A 14,665-nucleotide genomic window follows, 5' to 3' on the forward strand; every position below is an offset into this window, starting at 1 on the left:
GCCGCGCAGAGAGGTCCGGCCCCCAAGACGGCTCCCCGCCCTGCGGGGAGGGGGCCTCTCCCGTCGAGAGGCCCCCCGCCGTCACGCCGGCGCCGGCCGTGTCCGTTCCTGCCGTGTCTCCGCCACCGCGAGCCCCGCGACCGAGCCGAGCATCAGCAGCGTTCCGGCCAGCGTCGCCGCGGTGAGGTGCTCGCCGAGCAGCAGGACGGCCAGCGCCGCCGCGCTGACCGGCTCCAGAAGCATGATCACGGAGACGGTGGCCGACCGGACGACGGCCGCGCCGGCGAAGTAGAGCCCGTAGGCGAGGGCGGTCGGGACCGCGGCGACGTAGGCCAGCAGCCACAGGAGGCGGACCGGCTCGTCGGTGTGCGGCAGCAGGCCCTCCGCGAGGGCGAGCGGCAGCAGGCACAGGCTGGTGACGGCGAACGCCCCGGCGGACGTACTGGCGGCGTCCGCCGCGCCGCCGCGCCCCCACCAGCGGGTGAGCAGGGTCATCGCCGAGTACCCGGCCGCGGACAGCAGCGCGAGAAGTACGCCCGGCACGCGGACCGTCGTGCTTCCGTCGCCGAGCACGAGCACCACGAGCCCGGCGAGCGCCCCGGTCACGGCGGCGACCCCGCCCCGGCCCAGTTGCTCCCCGAGGGCGAGGCGCGCGCCGAGCGCGATCAGCACCGGACCGGCGCCGAGGGTGACGATGGTGGCCACGGCGAGCCCGGTGGACTGCACCGCGGCGAAGTAGGCGGTCTGGAACACCGCGAGGCCGAGGCCGGTGACCACGGCCCGCAGCGCCTTGCGGCCGAACGGCTCGCGTACGGCCGGGCGTGCGGGCCGGCGCAGCGGACGGACGGCGAGCAGCAGGACGAGCCCGGCCGCGCAACGCCAGAACGACAGGGCGACGGGCCCCATGTCGCTGGCCCGGTAGACCAGCGAGGCGGCGGCACCGGCGGTGCCCCAGGCGACACCGGCGACGATCAGATAGAGGAGGCCACGCCCGACGGGCAGGCCTGAGACGGCATTCGACACGAGTTCTCTCCGCAGACGCGCACAGGGCGCGGAAGTTCGAAGCGGCCCCGGAAGAACCGGGAGCGCGGGGACTGCGTCTGCGGGCAGCGTCGTCCGGCCCGGCGGCAGCGCGCCGGGCTGTTCGGAGGGGCCCGCCTCTCAGGCGGTCGGAGGCGGGAGGACGAGTGCGTCGGAATGCATGATCGGTACCCTAGGTCGCCGTTCCCCTGCTGGACAACTCCCTTTCGGGTCCACCGCTCGCCACCGGGTCCGCGGAGCCCTTCGCCGGCGTCGACGACTGGGCGATGAAGGCGCCCACCAGGACCACCACGCCGCCGATGATCTGCGGGGCGGAGAGGTGCTCGCCGAGCAGCACCCAGGCCAGGACGGTCGCGATGACCGCTTCGAGGCAGGCCACGACGCCCGCGACCTGCGGCGACAGGCGGCGCACCGCGACGATGCCGGTGACGTAGGCGAGGACCGTGGCGATGAGCACGATCCAGGCCAGCAGCAGGGCGGCGGCGACGGGTGTGCCGTCCATGCGGACGTCGTGGGTGAGGATGGACCAGTCCATCGACCAGGGGCGGGCTACGACGGTGAGCACGGCGGCCCCGACGAGCAGGCCGTAGGCGATGACGCCGAGCGGGTCGGGTGCCTCGTCGCCGGCGTCGCTGCCCTGGTCGGACAGGACGAAGTAGCCGACCTGGCAGCAGGCGGCGCCGAGCGCGAGGAGCAGTCCGAGGGCGTCGAAGCCCAGCCCCGACCAGACCTCCACCACGCAGGCGAGTCCCCCCACCGCGAGGACCACGCCGAGCGCCGCCGCCCGCGTCACCGGCCGCCGCTGCACGAACCGCACCCAGCCGAGGACCAGCGCGGGCGCCAGGTACTCGACGAGCAGCGCGACGCCGACGGGGATACGGGAGATCGAGGCGAAGTAGCAGGCCTGGACACCCGCCACGGCCAGCAGCCCGAAGCCGGCGAGCAGCCCGGGCCGTCGGCGCAGCAGCCCGCGGTGGCGCACGGCGAGCGGCAGCATGACCAGGGCCGCGCCGGCCACGCGCAGCCACACCACGTGGAGCGGGTCGAGTCCCGCCTCGATCAGCGGCTTGGCCGCGACCCCCGACCCTCCGAAGGCGACCGCGGACGCGAGCGCCAGGCCGAGTCCGGCGCCCTTGCCGCGACGGCCGCGAGCACTGTCAGACGTATGCACCGGCACATGATGACAGGGGACGACATGACCGTCACCCTCAATGACACCTGTCTCACCGACTGGACGGCCGGGCCGGTCCCGGCTTCGGGGACCTGGGCTTCGGCTTCAGGCCGTCGGCTCGAAGTGGTTCCGCACGCGGGCGAGCACCGCGCGCGGCTCGACGGCGGCGCGGCCGAGCACCTCGACGGCACGCGCCTGCGGGTCCGTGACGAGGGCCGCGAGCAGGTCGACACCGCAGGCCCGGTCCACTCCGCGCCGGGCGGCACGGACACAGGCGGCTTCCATGGCCGCGGCGGCCAGCGGCGAGAAACCGGTACCCCCGGTCACCACGGGTACGGCACCGGAGTCCTCCACGGTGCTCTGCCAGCGCAGGCCGTAGCCGATGCTGCGCTGCACGAGGTAACCGAGCAGCCGGGCGACCTGGGGCCCCTCGCCCAGGACGGCGCGGGCCTCGGGGTCGTACTCGAGGAGGGAGTGCAACAGATGGGCCGTGTCGATCTGCCGGTCGCCGTCCCGCACCGCTCTGCGGCGGGCGCCGGTGACCACCGATGCCAGTTCTTCGCTGAACCGGGCATCGAGATCGGTGCCGTCCCGGCGCCGGCCGTTCTGCTCGCCGGCCGACTGCCGGGGGATACGGGGTTGCACATCCCCTAGCCCATCAGCATCTCCAGAGCGGGTCATCCCCGAAGGGAAGCATCTTCGCGTCCCACGCAGAGTGGACGCACCGGGCCGGAATCTCCTCCTTGCGGATGAGATCAAGCCGTTTCGCCCCGCCGGGCGCGCGCCCCCTTGCCACGCGGCTCCTCGGGCAACCGAAGCGTGCCGTCGCGGGTCCAACAGGGTTATGAGGAGCAGGTGCTGGCTCGTGACCCTGCCGGCGGTCGACGGCAGGCAGTACGTGTACCGGGTGTACGCCCCGGCGGAGGCGCTGCTCGCCGACCTGTTCTGGGAGGCGTGGCACTGCCACGAAGAGAGCGCCTTCCCGCGCGCGTGGGACGTCTTCGACGCGGCGGTGATACGGCGCGTCGACTGAGCGGGCCGAGAGCGATCGGCCGACTGGGCCGACCGGGCGCGCCACACGCGCAGGTGCCCCGCGGATCACTCCGCGGGGCACCTCGCGACGGCCATACCGGGTCAGTCCTCGTCGGCGAGGATCAGGTACAGCTTCTTGCGGGCGTCACCGATGACGGCGAGCGCCTTCTCCCGCTGTTCCTTGCTGCCGGTCTTCCAGACCTGGCCGAAGGCCTCCATCAGCCCGAAGCCCGCCTGCCTGATGTCGTTCAGAGCCTCCCAGTCGACGCCCCGCGAGGCCTCTTCCCAGGGAGCCTCCGGGCCTTCCTCGGCCGCGGTGCGGCCCGCCTCGGTGAGCGCGAAGAGCTTCTTGCCGCCCTCGCTCTCGCTGGCGATCAGACCCTCGTCCTCCAGCAACTGGAGGGTGGGATACACCGAACCGGGGCTGGGCTTCCACGCCCCGCCGCTGCGCTCGGCGATCTCCTGGATCATCTCGTAGCCGTGCATCGGCCGGTCCTTCAGCAGGGCCAGGATCGACGCCCGTACGTCGCCGCGCCGTGCCCTTCCCCTGGGACCGCCGCGTCCGCGGCCTCCCCAGGGCCCTCCGTGGCCGAATCCCGGCCCGAAGGGTCCGCCGGGGCCACCACCACCGGGGCCGCCCGGCCCGAAGGGACCGAAGGCCGCACGCCGGCCGTCGAAGCCGCCGCGGCCGAAGGGGCCACCCTCTCCGTGGCCGCGTCCACCGTGCCCACGCTCGTATCCGTGGTTACGCATCGTCATCACTCCATTCAGTCTTTGATCTGTCGCGTATCAATCGCGATGCCTCAACGATATATCGGAAGCTATCGCCTGACAAGCCCTCCGGTGCCGCCGCCGACGAGCGTCCGTCGTCGTCATGACCGCCCGGCGGGAAACCCGGTCCAGAACTCACGAATTGGCCTTGGTCCGCGGATTCGCGGAGCGTCTAGCGTCGGGGCATGCGTATCCGAATCGTCGACGCCTTCACCGACCGGCCCTTCGCCGGCAACCCCGCCGGGGTCCTGCTCCTCGACGCCTTCCCGGACGACGACCGGCTCCAGCAGATCGCCCTGGAGGTCAACCACGCCGAGACCGCGTTCACCCATCGCCTGCCCGAGGGCGGCGAGGCCGACTGGGCGCTGCGCTGGTTCACCCCGGCCACCGAGGTCGCGATGTGCGGCCACGCGACGCTCGCCACGGCCCACGTCCTGCACACCACCGGCGCCCACGAGGGCGCGGTGCGGTTCGCCACCCGCAGTGGCGTCCTCGTCGCGACGCCGGACGAGGACGGCTCGATCACCCTGGACTTCCCCACCGCGCCGCTTACCCCGGTCGAGGCCCCGGAGGGCGTCGCCGAGGCCCTGGGCGCCGAGCCCCTAGCCGTCCTGGACACCGGGCCGGACATCGGGGACCTGCTGGTCGAGGTCGCCGACGAGAAGACGGTCCGCGGCCTGGCCCCGGACCACAAGGCGCTGGCGGCGTACTCCGAGCGCGGCATCATCGCCACCGCCCGTGCGCAGGACGCCGCCCGTGGCTACGACTACGTCTCCCGCTGCTTCTTCCCGAACGTCGGCATCGACGAGGACCCGGTCACCGGCAGCGCCCACACCGCCCTCGCGCCCTTCTGGTCCGAGCGCCTGGGCCGCCCCGTCCTGACCGGGATGCAGGCCTCGCCCCGCTCCGGCCGGGTCCGTACGGAGCTGCGCGGCGAGCGCACGCTGCTGAGCGGGCGCGCGGTGACGGTGATCGAGGGTGAGCTACTGGCCTGATGGCCTCCCGTCGTCCCCTCCGCGTCACGCGGTCGGCAGCCAGTCCACCTTCCCGGCCAGCAGCGCGTAGCCCACGAAGGCTCCGATGTCGAGCAGCGAGTGCGCCACCACCAGCGGCCCCACCCGTCCCCACCGGCGGTACAGGTACACGAACACGACGCCCATCACCATGTTGCCGATGAAGCCGCCGATGCCCTGATAGAGGTGGTACGACCCGCGCAGCACCGAACTGGCCGCGAGCGACGCGCCCGGGCCCCAGCCGAGCTGGTCGAGCCGGCGCAGCAGGTAGCCGACGACGATGACCTCCTCCAGGACGGAGTTCTGCACCGCCGAGAGGATCAGCACGGGGTACTTCCACCACACCTCGGGCAGGGCCTCGGGCACCACGGTGAGGTTGAAGCCGAGGCCCCGGGCGGCCAGGTAGAAGGCGATGCCGGTGCTGCCGATGGCGGCGGCGACGACAGCACCGCGGCCCAGGTCCGGCCACGGACGGGTGCGGTCGAAGCCGAGCGCGCGCAGGCCGCTTCCCTCCCGCAGCAGGAGGTGCGCGACCAGGGCGACCGGGACGAGCGCCGTGGTGATCCCGAAGAGCTGCCAGGCCAGGTCCAGCCAGGGACGGCCGGGCGCGGCGGAGGCGTTGAGGGTGGCCGCCTGGTCCTTGAGTCCGCCGGGCCGGGTGACCGAGCCGATGAAGCTGATGAGGGCGGACACCCCGCTGGCGCCGAGCGACAACGCCAGGACGAGCAGCGTCTCGTCACGCAGGACCCTTCGCGGGAGCCGCTCCCGATGAGGAACCGGCCCTCCATGAAGTGGCTTCTGAGGGAACGAATCGTCCACCGGGCCCGCCTCCGCCATGCACACCTGCCTCCAGCTGGAACGTCACAGCTTGCCCGATCAGTATGAGGCGACGCGCGGCGGGGGCGGTCCCGGCGCGGTCCGGCGCCGGTACTGTCCCGGCGCCCGGGAGACGCGGGCGCCGGCCCTTCCCCCTGGCCCCGCCGGGTCTCAGCCCAGCGGCGCGGGCTCCGGCAGGCCCACCGGCCACAGGTGCACGGGGTCGCCCTCGCGCATGAGCTCGACGTAGCGGCGGGTCGTGGCGGCCAGCGCGGCCTCCCGCGACAGGCCGGCCTCCAGCGCCCGGTGGAACGTGGCCGCCTGCCAGGACGCGCCGTTGACCCGGCGCCGGCACCGCTCCTCGATCACGCCGAGGTACAGGTCCCGGTCGGCGGGCTCCACGCCCCACGCGTCGAGACCGGCCTCGGCGAGCGGCAGCAGTTCGTCGCGTACGAGGACCGCGGCGTCGACCTCGGTGGTGCCGCCGAGCCGGCCGCGCTTGGGCCACTCGAAGCGGGCGTCGATGCCGTGGCGGCACGCCGCCTCGAAGTTGGCGGCGGCGGCCTCGAACGGCAGCCGGGTCCACAGCGGCCTCGGCTCCTCGGCGAGCGCGCGCACGACGCCGTAGTAGAAGGCCGCGTTGGCGATGACATCGATGACGGTGGGCCCGGCGGGCAGGACTCGGTTCTCCACGCGCAGGTGCGGGACGCCGTCGGCGATGTCGTAGACCGGGCGGTTCCAGCGGTAGACGGTGCCGTTGTGCAGGACGAGTTCGGAGAGCGAGGGCACACCACCCGCGTCCAGGACCTCCAGCGGGTCCTCGTCGTCGCAGATCGGGAGCAGCGCCGGGAAATAGCGCCGGTTCTCCTCGAACAGGTCGTACGCCGAGGTCACCCACCGCTCGCCGAACCAGGTGCGCGGCCGGACGCCCTGGGCCTGGAGTTCGGGCGGGCGCGTGTCGGTGGACTGCTGGAACAGCGGGGGCCGCGACTCCCGCCACAGCTCGCGGCCGAACAGGAAGGGCGCGTTGGCGCCGACGGCGATCTGCGCGGCGGTGACCGCCTGGGCCGCGTTCCACACGTCGGCGAAGCGGTCCGGGGTGACCTGGAGGTGCAACTGCACCGAGGTGCAGGCGGCCTCGGGAGCGATGGACTTGGAGGTGCAGGTCAGGCGCTCGACACCCTCGATGTCGAGGGTGAAGTCCTCGCCGCGGGCGGCCACGATCTGCTCGTTGAGGAGGGCGTAGCGGTCGACGGCGGAGAGATTGGACGAGACCAGGTCGTCCCGGTCCAGCGTCGGCAGAATGCCGATCATCGCGATGCCCGCGTCGACCTCGCCGGCCTTGCGGTCCGCATACGCCAGCGACGTACGGATCTCCTCGGCCAGACGGTCGAATACCCGGCCGCCCAGCCGGTGTGGAGCGATGTTGACCTCCAGGTTGAACATGGCGAGTTCTGTTTGGAAGTCACGGCTCGCGATGCGCTCAAGGACTTGCGCATTCAACATTTTCGGCATCCCGTCGGCACCGACGAGATTCAATTCGATCTCCAGCCCCATCAGGTTCTTCGGGCGGTCGAACCGCTTCTCCGCCAGAAGTCGCTCCAGACCCGTCAGGCACCGCTGGAGCTTCTCGCGGTAGCGCTGGCGATCGGACAGGTCGAACTGACCTGCCACGACCTTCTCCCCCATGGAAGAGTCCCTTCTCGGAGCGGTGAGTCGAAGATCCGGCCGCCGGGGACCGGTCAGGTGGGATGATGCCCAGCCGAAGCGATCGATAACGTCCCCGCACCGGCCCGGCACCCGCTACGCTGTGCCGATGTGACCGGTGGCACATTCATCGGGCATGTCGCGTCGAGCAGTTTCCACGGCCGGGAAGTCGTGAAAATCGCCGACGCCAATTGGCCGACCGCTCGGTGAACATTCCCCGAGGTCACCGTCGTACACCCGGCACGAAATCCGGATGATTCCCGCATTTCGACGGCCGAATGCAACCTTGTACTGGTTGCCGGAATCCGCTAGCCGAAACACAGTCTGAACACATGTCGTATAAACTCCGCGGACAAGGCAGATGACCGGCGCCCACGGTCGATGGATCCTGCCGCCGAGCTGACGCGCGGCAGGCCTCACCCCCTTCTCGGTTCCCGGACCCCGGCCTCTGCCTCCCCAGCCACGTGAGCTGACAGCGTCGTCCGCCCCCGCCCCGCCCTCGCGCCACCGTGCCTTCGAATGAGAGGCGACCCATCATGCCCCTGCATGTCCCCCCGGCTCCCGCGCCCGCCCTGCGCTCCGTCCTCACCGCCCTCTCGTCTCCCACCGCGGTCCGCGAGGCCCGGACCCCGTCCCTGCTCGGCGCCCAGGGACCCGCCACGCCCGAACTGCCGCTGCCCGTGCATGTCCTGGACCGGATCACGGCGGAGGGCGTGGCGGTGACGCGGCTGACCGGGTGGCGGTTCCTGATCCGCTGTGGCGACCGCGCGGTGGCGGCGGCGGAGACCATGCTGACCCCCGACGGATGGGCGTTCTCGCACTTCTTCGAGGGCCCCTACGTCGCCTCGACCGAGCACGCGCTGCGTCAGGCCGAGTCGGTGCCCCAGGCCTACCAGCCGCGTCTGCTGTCGGTCCCCGGGCTCTACATGCTCACGCTGTGGCTGCACGGCGACCGCACCGCGGACGCCGCCGCCGGACACCCCGCGGCCACCGACCTGCTGGTGCCGCTGGCGCCGGCCCCGCCCGGCATCGCGGCCCACCGGCCGCACCGGGTCGCCGAGCTGCTGCCGGTTCTCACCCACCGGGTGACGCCGACCCGGCTGCTGCGCTCCCCCGCCTGACCGGCCTCTCCCGTCGGCCGCCTCCCGACCCGAGCGGACTAGCCATATAAGGCCATGCCGAACCATCCGAAGTGACAGTGCAGTTGAGCTGAACCGTCCGCGCGGGTGACGCGTCATCAACCAGTGAGAAGCGGTGCTGCGAAATACCTGCGGATCGAGGCCCGTAGGGCAACACTGGGTTCGGACCGACTTAAACAACGGGGGGCGGCCATGAACGAAGCTTCACGCCGCAGGACAGACAAGACAGCGACCTCACCCGACTCAACAGACCGAGAGACCCCACTCATGTGTCAGCACCAGCCACCGTGTCCGTCAGTCGACTCCGCCGACCGGGAATCCGCCCGCCTCGTGGCGCACCACCCGGAGCAGGGCTGGAGCCTGCTGTGCAACGGCGTCGTCCTCTTCGAGGACACCGGTGAGCTCCTGCCGGACGGCCAGGTCATCGCCCCGCACCGCCCTGTCGGCGCGGGTCTGATGAGCGCCGCCTGAGCACAGGCCGGGCGGGGTGACTCCACTCCGCCCGGTGATTCGCGGGGCCGGCCCGCAGACATCCTCTGCGAACCGGCCCTGACGCGTGTCCGGCTTCCGCTCGTCGTGCCATGCCGTCACATGCCGACGCTCCCGCTCAGCCCTTCGTCACGAGCTCCTCGAGGGCGATGTTCAGTGCGAGGACGTTGACCCGCGGCTCGCCGATGAAGCCGAGGGTGCGGCCCTGGGTGTGCCGGTCGACGAGCCCCCGTACCTTCGCGACGGACAGGCCGTTCTCCCGGGCGACCCGGGGCACCTGCAAGTCGGCGTAGTCCGGTGAGATGTCCGGGTCCAGTCCAGAGCCGGAGGAGGTCACCGCGTCGGCGGGGATCTCGGACCGCTCGACGGGGTGGCCGGGGACCGAGTTGTCCTCGATGACGGCGGCCTGCGCCGCCCTCACCTGCTCGACCAGCTCCGGATTGTCGGCGGCCCGGTTGGTGGCGCCGGACAGGATCAGCCGGTACCGGGTGTTGAGGGTGTTCTCCCCCAGACCGTTGGCCGGGCGGCCCTGGAACCACTTCAGGTCGCGTTCCGGAGTCTCCTGCCCCGGTTCCAGCGGCAGGTTGTACGACTGCCCGATCAGCGACGACCCCACCACGCGGCCGTCGGCCGAGACTTCCGAGCCGTTCGCCTTGCCGTTGAACAGGGCCTGGGCGACTCCCGTGACCGCCAGTGGGTAGATGACGCCCGTCACCAGGGTCAGCACGAGGAGGGCACGCAGGCCGGCCCCGAGCAACCGCGCGGTGTTCGATACCGAGTTGTTCATGGCGGTCAACCGATTCCGGGGATGAGGGACAGGAGCATGTCGATGATCTTGATGCCGACGAAGGGGGCGACCAGTCCGCCCAGGCCGTAGACCGCGAGGTTGCGCCGGAGCATCCGGTCCGCGCTCATCGGCTTGTACCGCACACCGCGCAGGGCGAGCGGCACCAGCACGACGATGATCAGCGCGTTGAAGACGACCGCCGACAGGATCGCCGAGTCCGGCGAGGACAGCCGCATGATGTTGAGCTTGTCCAGGCCGGGGTAGACCGCCGCGAACAGCGCCGGGATGATCGCGAAGTACTTGGCGACGTCGTTGGCGATGGAGAACGTGGTGAGCGCGCCCCGCGTGATGAGGAGCTGCTTGCCGATCTCGACGATCTCGATGAGCTTCGTCGGGTTGGAGTCGAGGTCGACCATGTTGCCGGCCTCCTTGGCGGCCGACGTGCCCGTGTTCATCGCCACGCCGACGTCGGCCTGCGCGAGCGCGGGCGCGTCGTTGGTGCCGTCGCCGGTCATCGCGACCAGCTTGCCGTCGGCCTGCTCGCGCTTGATCAGGGCCATCTTGTCCTCGGGCGTGGCCTCCGCGAGGAAGTCGTCGACGCCTGCCTCGTCGGCGATCGCCTTGGCCGTCAACGGGTTGTCGCCCGTGATCATCACGGTCCTGATGCCCATGCGCCGCAGCTCCTCGAACCGCTCCCGCATGCCCTGCTTGACGACGTCCTTCAGATGGACCACGCCGAGGACGCGGGCTCCGTCGCCGTCCTCCACGGCGACCAGCAGCGGCGTTCCGCCCGCCGCGGAGATGGCGTCGGCCAGCCGTTCCGTCTCCTCGGCGACCTGGCCGCCGCGCTCGCGCACCCAGGCCGTCACCGACCCGGCCGCTCCCTTGCGGATCCTGCGGCCGTCGACGTCCACGCCGGACATGCGGGTCTGCGCGGTGAAGGAGATCCATTCGGCGCCGGTCAGCTCGCCCTGATGCCGCTCGCGCAGCCCGTACCCCTCCTTGGCGAGGACGACGACCGAGCGGCCCTCGGGGGTCTCGTCGGCCAGTGAGGAGAGCTGGGCGGCGTCCGCCACCTGCGCCTCCGTCGTACCGCGCACCGGCACGAACTCGGCCGCCTGACGGTTGCCGAGCGTGATCGTGCCGGTCTTGTCCAGCAGCAGCGTGGAGACGTCGCCGGCCGCCTCGACGGCACGGCCCGACATCGCCAGCACGTTGCGCTGGACCAGGCGGTCCATGCCCGCGATGCCGATCGCGGAGAGCAGGGCACCGATCGTGGTCGGGATCAGGCAGACCAGCAGGGCCACCAGGACGACCATCGTCAGTTCGGTGCCCGCGTAGTCCGCGAGCGGCGTCAGCGTGGCGCAGGCCAGCAGGAAGACGACGGTCAGCGAGGCGAGCAGGATGTTCAGCGCGATCTCGTTAGGGGTCTTCTGGCGTGCCGCGCCCTCGACCAGGCTGATCATCCGGTCGATGAAGGTCTCGCCCGGCTTTGTGGTGATCCTGACGACGACGCGGTCGGAGAGGACCTTCGTCCCGCCGGTGACGGCGCTGCGGTCGCCGCCCGACTCGCGGATGACGGGCGCCGACTCACCGGTGATGGCCGACTCGTCGACCGAGGCGACACCCTCGACGACGTCGCCGTCGCCCGGTATGACGTCTCCGGCCTCGCAGACCACCAGGTCGCCGACGCCCAGCTCGGTGCCGGGGACCGCGCTCCCGTCCACCCGGCGGGCGACCGTGCCGGTCTTGGCCCTGCGCAGCGTGTCGGCCTGGGCCTTGCCCCGGCCCTCGGCGACGGCCTCCGCCAGATTGGCGAAGAGCACGGTCAGCCAGAGCCAGGCGCTGATGGTCCAGCCGAACCAGTCCCCGGGGTCAGTGAAGGAGAAGGCGGTGGTCAGCACCGAGCCGATCCACACCACGAACATCACCGGCGACTTGGCCATCGCCCTCGGATCGAGCTTGCGGAACGCCTCGGGCAGCGACGCGACCAGTCGCGCGGGTTCGAAGAGCCCCCCGCCGACACGGCCCTCGGAGGACGGGCGGCCGGTGGGTATGCCGCTGTGCGGCGCCCGGTTCTCGGTGGCGGCGGTGGAAGTGGCTGTGGACATGGAGTCCTCGTGCTTCTGTGTACGAGCGGTCATCACGCCAGCCCTTCGGCCAGCGGGCCCAGGGCCAGCACCGGGAAGTAGGTGAGACCGACGATGATCAGGATCGCGCCCACCAGCAGGCCGGTGAACATCGGCTTCTCGGTGCGCAGGGTGCCCGCGGTCGCCGGCACCGGCTGCTGCCCGGCCAGCGAGCCGGCCAGCGCCAGGACGAACACCATCGGCAGGAAGCGGCCGAGCAGCATCGCGAGCCCGGTCGTGGTGTTGAACCAGTCGGTGTTCGCGTTCAGGCCGGCGAATGCCGAGCCGTTGTTGTTCGCGGCGGAGGTGAAGGCGTACAGCACCTCGGAGAAGCCGTGGGCGCCGGGGTTGAGCATCGAGTTCGGCGGCGTCGGCAGGGCCATGGACAGCGAGGTGAACACCAGCACCAGCGCCGGAGTGATCAGGATGTAGACGGCCGCCAGCTTGATCTCGCGGGGGCCGATCTTCTTGCCGAGGTACTCCGGTGTGCGCCCGACCATGAGCCCCGCGATGAACACGGCGATGATCGCCATGATCAGCATGCCGTAGAGACCGGAGCCGACACCGCCGGGCGCGATCTCGCCCAGCATCATGCCCAGCATGGTGATGCCGCCGCCGAACCCGGTGTACGACGAGTGGAAGGAGTCGACGGCACCGGTGGAGGTGAGCGTCGTGGTCACCGCGAAGATCGACGAGCCGCCGACCCCGAAGCGCAGTTCCTTGCCCTCCATCGCGCCGCCGGCCGCCTGCAACGCGGGCCCCTGGTGGGCGAACTCGGTCCACATCATGAGGCCGACGAAGCCGACCCAGATGGTGGCCATGGTCGCGAGGATCGCGTAGCCCTGGCGCACCGAGCCGACCATGACGCCGAAGGTCCGGGTCAGGGAGACCGGGATGAGCAGGATCAGGAAGATCTCGAACAGGTTGGTGAACGGCGTCGGGTTCTCGAAGGGGTGCGCGCTGTTGGCGTTGAAGTAGCCGCCGCCGTTGGTGCCCAGCTCCTTGATGACCTCCTGCGAGGCGACGGCCCCGCCGTTCCACTGCTGCGGGCCGCCCAGGAACTGGCCGACCTCGTGGATACCGGAGAAGTTCTGGATGACTCCGCAGGCGACCAGCACGAGCGCGCCGAGGACGGCCAGTGGCACCAGCACGCGGACGACCCCGCGCACCAGGTCCGACCAGAAGTTGCCCAGCTCCCCGGTGCGAGCGCGGGCGAAACCCCGCACGAGGGCGACGGCCACCGCCATGCCGACCGCCGCGGAGACGAAGTTCTGCACGGCGAGACCGGCGGTCTGCACGACGTGCCCCATCGTCTGTTCGCCGTAGTACGACTGCCAGTTGGTGTTGGCCACGAACGACGCGGCGGTGTTGAAGGCCTGCGCCGGCTCCACCGAGTCGAAGCCGAGCGAGCCCGGCAGGACGCCTTGGACGCGCTGGAGCAGGTAGAGGAAGAGGACACCGGCGAAGGAGAAGGCGAGCACGCCGCGCAGGTACGCGGTCCAGCGCATCTCCGTGTCCGGGTCGGCACCGATGCCCTTGTAGATCCACTTCTCGACCCGCAGGTGCCTGGGGGAGGAGTAGATCCGGGCCATGTGGTTGCCCAGTGGGGCGTGCACGACAGCCAGAGCGCCGATGAGGGCGAGCATTTGGAGCACGCCGGCGGTTACGGGACCCATGGGTACTCTCAGAACCTCTCCGGGAAGATCAGGGCGAGGACGAGATAGCCCAGCAGGGCGACGGCCACGAACAGGCCGACGATGTTCTCGGCGGTCACAGCTTCGTCACCCCCTTGGCGACGAGAGCCACCAGCGCGAAGACCGCGATCGTGGTGACGACGAAGGCCAGATCGGCCATCGTGAGCTCCTGGAGTGGGTTCGGTTGCGACTGGGACGCTTCGAGCAAAGCCCCTGCCGCGACCGGAAGCGACCACCGTTGACGGGTCCCATACGGCGGCCCGTGCCGCTTTGACGGATCTCTTACGAGGGTGCCGTGGGTGATCACGGCGCGGTCCAGGCCGAGCGTCATCTCACCCAGGCCGGCCATCTCCGTCCTCCGCGGAGACCGACGCCGGATCGCGTCATACCCGACGGTCGGCCCCGCGTCACCACCACTTCCTTGCGGCGCCCTATCGTGACCGGCATGCAGTCCTACACGATCGGCCAGGCGGCGCGGCTGCTCGGCGTCAGTCCGGACACCGCCCGCCGCTGGGCCGACGCGGGCCGGATCACCACCCACCGCGACGAGGGCGGGCGGCGGCTCGTCGACGGGCGCGACCTGGCCGCGTTCTCGGTCGGCCTGGCCCGGTCCGGCGGCGCCGACGAGGAGACGCCGTACACCTCGGTCCGCAACGCCTTCCCCGGCATCGTGACCGCGATCAAGCTCGGCGACGTGGCGGCCCAGGTCGAGATCCAGGCCGGCCCGCACCGGCTCGTCTCCCTGCTGACCCGGGAAGCGGTCGAGGAACTGGGCCTGGAGGTCGGCATGGAGGCCACCGCCCGCGTGAAGTCGACGAACGTCCATATCGACAGGGCCTGACCCGCAGCCACCGTCGGTCCGTATGAACGCACATG

General features: G+C 71.3%; 16 protein-coding genes. 5 read left to right on the forward strand and 11 right to left on the reverse strand.

The annotated features are described in order from the left end of the window. Positions 1-81 precede the first annotated feature (81 nt). The 3 genes from EBH09_RS05210 to EBH09_RS05220 form a co-directional block, all read right to left on the reverse strand. Positions 82-1,023 (reverse strand): EamA family transporter, encoded by a 942-nt coding sequence (locus tag EBH09_RS05210; protein WP_121745789.1) that lies wholly within the window; start codon positions 1,021-1,023, stop codon positions 82-84. Positions 1,024-1,213: 190 nt separating this feature from the next. After that, positions 1,214-2,218 (reverse strand): EamA family transporter, encoded by a 1,005-nt coding sequence (locus tag EBH09_RS05215; RefSeq protein WP_121745790.1) that lies wholly within the window; start codon positions 2,216-2,218, stop codon positions 1,214-1,216. A 99-nt stretch (positions 2,219-2,317) separates the two neighbouring features. Next, positions 2,318-2,857 carry a Clp protease N-terminal domain-containing protein gene (locus EBH09_RS05220; protein WP_121745791.1) on the reverse strand — a complete coding sequence of 180 codons (540 nt, stop codon included), beginning with the start codon at positions 2,855-2,857 and terminating at the stop codon, positions 2,318-2,320. 220 nt (positions 2,858-3,077) lie between these two features. Between EBH09_RS05220 and EBH09_RS05225 the strand changes: the two genes are divergently transcribed. Then, positions 3,078-3,245 (forward strand): hypothetical protein, encoded by a 168-nt coding sequence (locus EBH09_RS05225; protein WP_121745792.1) that lies wholly within the window; start codon positions 3,078-3,080, stop codon positions 3,243-3,245. Between the two features lie 101 nt (positions 3,246-3,346). On the opposite strand, the gene EBH09_RS05230 is transcribed toward EBH09_RS05225, so the two are convergent. Then, a complete protein-coding gene (locus tag EBH09_RS05230; protein WP_121746250.1) occupies positions 3,347-3,997 on the reverse strand; it encodes a PadR family transcriptional regulator in 651 nt (216 codons plus the stop codon). Positions 3,998-4,200: 203 nt separating this feature from the next. On the opposite strand from EBH09_RS05230, the gene EBH09_RS05235 reads away from it, so the two are divergent. Further along, on the forward strand, positions 4,201-5,010 hold the full coding sequence (locus tag EBH09_RS05235) for a PhzF family phenazine biosynthesis protein (RefSeq protein ID WP_121745793.1): 810 nt from the start codon (positions 4,201-4,203) through the stop codon (positions 5,008-5,010). A 24-nt stretch (positions 5,011-5,034) separates the two neighbouring features. On the opposite strand, the gene EBH09_RS05240 is transcribed toward EBH09_RS05235, so the two are convergent. Further along, entirely contained in the window at positions 5,035-5,865 is an 831-nt protein-coding gene (locus EBH09_RS05240) for a type II CAAX endopeptidase family protein (protein ID WP_121745794.1), read from the reverse strand. Between the two features lie 150 nt (positions 5,866-6,015). Continuing rightward, on the reverse strand, positions 6,016-7,533 hold the full coding sequence (locus EBH09_RS05245; RefSeq protein ID WP_121745795.1) for a glutamate--cysteine ligase: 1,518 nt from the start codon (positions 7,531-7,533) through the stop codon (positions 6,016-6,018). Between the two features lie 554 nt (positions 7,534-8,087). On the opposite strand from EBH09_RS05245, the gene EBH09_RS05250 reads away from it, so the two are divergent. Both EBH09_RS05250 and EBH09_RS05255 read left to right on the forward strand, forming a co-directional pair. Continuing rightward, a complete protein-coding gene (locus tag EBH09_RS05250) occupies positions 8,088-8,672 on the forward strand; it encodes a hypothetical protein (RefSeq protein WP_193776115.1) in 585 nt (194 codons plus the stop codon). A gap of 285 nt (positions 8,673-8,957) precedes the next feature. Beyond that, positions 8,958-9,161 carry a DUF5999 family protein gene (locus EBH09_RS05255; protein WP_121745797.1) on the forward strand — a complete coding sequence of 68 codons (204 nt, stop codon included), beginning with the start codon at positions 8,958-8,960 and terminating at the stop codon, positions 9,159-9,161. A 136-nt stretch (positions 9,162-9,297) separates the two neighbouring features. Here the strand turns inward: EBH09_RS05255 and EBH09_RS05260 are convergent, their stop codons facing one another. The 5 genes from EBH09_RS05260 to EBH09_RS05280 are packed head-to-tail and all read right to left on the reverse strand — an operon-like array spanning position 9,298 to position 14,138. Next, complete coding sequence (locus EBH09_RS05260; RefSeq protein WP_121745798.1) at positions 9,298-9,966, reverse strand: potassium-transporting ATPase subunit C; 669 nt, start codon at positions 9,964-9,966, stop codon at positions 9,298-9,300. Positions 9,967-9,971: 5 nt separating this feature from the next. After that, positions 9,972-12,110: a potassium-transporting ATPase subunit KdpB gene (gene kdpB / locus EBH09_RS05265; RefSeq protein WP_121745799.1), complete on the reverse strand. Its 2,139-nt coding sequence runs from the start codon at positions 12,108-12,110 to the stop codon at positions 9,972-9,974. After that, positions 12,110-13,771 (reverse strand): potassium-transporting ATPase subunit KdpA, encoded by a 1,662-nt coding sequence (kdpA, locus tag EBH09_RS05270; RefSeq protein WP_121745800.1) that lies wholly within the window; start codon positions 13,769-13,771, stop codon positions 12,110-12,112. Before kdpA ends, kdpB begins: the two co-directional genes overlap by 1 nt. A gap of 8 nt (positions 13,772-13,779) precedes the next feature. Next, complete coding sequence (kdpF, locus tag EBH09_RS05275; RefSeq protein WP_121745801.1) at positions 13,780-13,869, reverse strand: K(+)-transporting ATPase subunit F; 90 nt, start codon at positions 13,867-13,869, stop codon at positions 13,780-13,782. Continuing rightward, positions 13,866-14,138 (reverse strand): hypothetical protein, encoded by a 273-nt coding sequence (locus EBH09_RS05280; RefSeq protein WP_121745802.1) that lies wholly within the window; start codon positions 14,136-14,138, stop codon positions 13,866-13,868. Before EBH09_RS05280 ends, kdpF begins: the two co-directional genes overlap by 4 nt. A gap of 96 nt (positions 14,139-14,234) precedes the next feature. Here EBH09_RS05280 and EBH09_RS05285 point away from each other — a divergent pair, with 96 nt between their 5' ends. After that, entirely contained in the window at positions 14,235-14,630 is a 396-nt protein-coding gene (locus EBH09_RS05285) for a helix-turn-helix transcriptional regulator (protein WP_121745803.1), read from the forward strand. The last annotated feature ends 35 nt before the right edge of the window (positions 14,631-14,665 follow it).

Origin of the sequence: Streptomyces sp. E2N166, assembly GCF_003671715.1 — a bacterium.
GTDB lineage: Bacteria > Actinomycetota > Actinomycetes > Streptomycetales > Streptomycetaceae > Streptomyces > Streptomyces thinghirensis.

Coding starts and splice junctions, on each gene's coding strand:
- EBH09_RS05235 (WP_121745793.1), top strand. CDS start 4,201: ATGCGTATCCGAATCGTCGACGCCTTCACCGACCGGCCCTTCGCCGGC.
- EBH09_RS05230 (WP_121746250.1), bottom strand. CDS start 3,997: ATGCGTAACCACGGATACGAGCGTGGGCACGGTGGACGCGGCCACGGA.
- EBH09_RS05240 (WP_121745794.1), bottom strand. CDS start 5,865: ATGGCGGAGGCGGGCCCGGTGGACGATTCGTTCCCTCAGAAGCCACTT.
- EBH09_RS05250 (WP_193776115.1), top strand. CDS start 8,088: ATGCCCCTGCATGTCCCCCCGGCTCCCGCGCCCGCCCTGCGCTCCGTC.
- EBH09_RS05285 (WP_121745803.1), top strand. CDS start 14,235: ATGCAGTCCTACACGATCGGCCAGGCGGCGCGGCTGCTCGGCGTCAGT.
- EBH09_RS05280 (WP_121745802.1), bottom strand. CDS start 14,138: ATGGCCGGCCTGGGTGAGATGACGCTCGGCCTGGACCGCGCCGTGATC.
- kdpB (WP_121745799.1), bottom strand. CDS start 12,110: ATGACCGCTCGTACACAGAAGCACGAGGACTCCATGTCCACAGCCACT.
- kdpA (WP_121745800.1), bottom strand. CDS start 13,771: ATGGGTCCCGTAACCGCCGGCGTGCTCCAAATGCTCGCCCTCATCGGC.
- EBH09_RS05245 (WP_121745795.1), bottom strand. CDS start 7,533: ATGGGGGAGAAGGTCGTGGCAGGTCAGTTCGACCTGTCCGATCGCCAG.
- EBH09_RS05260 (WP_121745798.1), bottom strand. CDS start 9,966: ATGAACAACTCGGTATCGAACACCGCGCGGTTGCTCGGGGCCGGCCTG.
- EBH09_RS05255 (WP_121745797.1), top strand. CDS start 8,958: ATGTGTCAGCACCAGCCACCGTGTCCGTCAGTCGACTCCGCCGACCGG.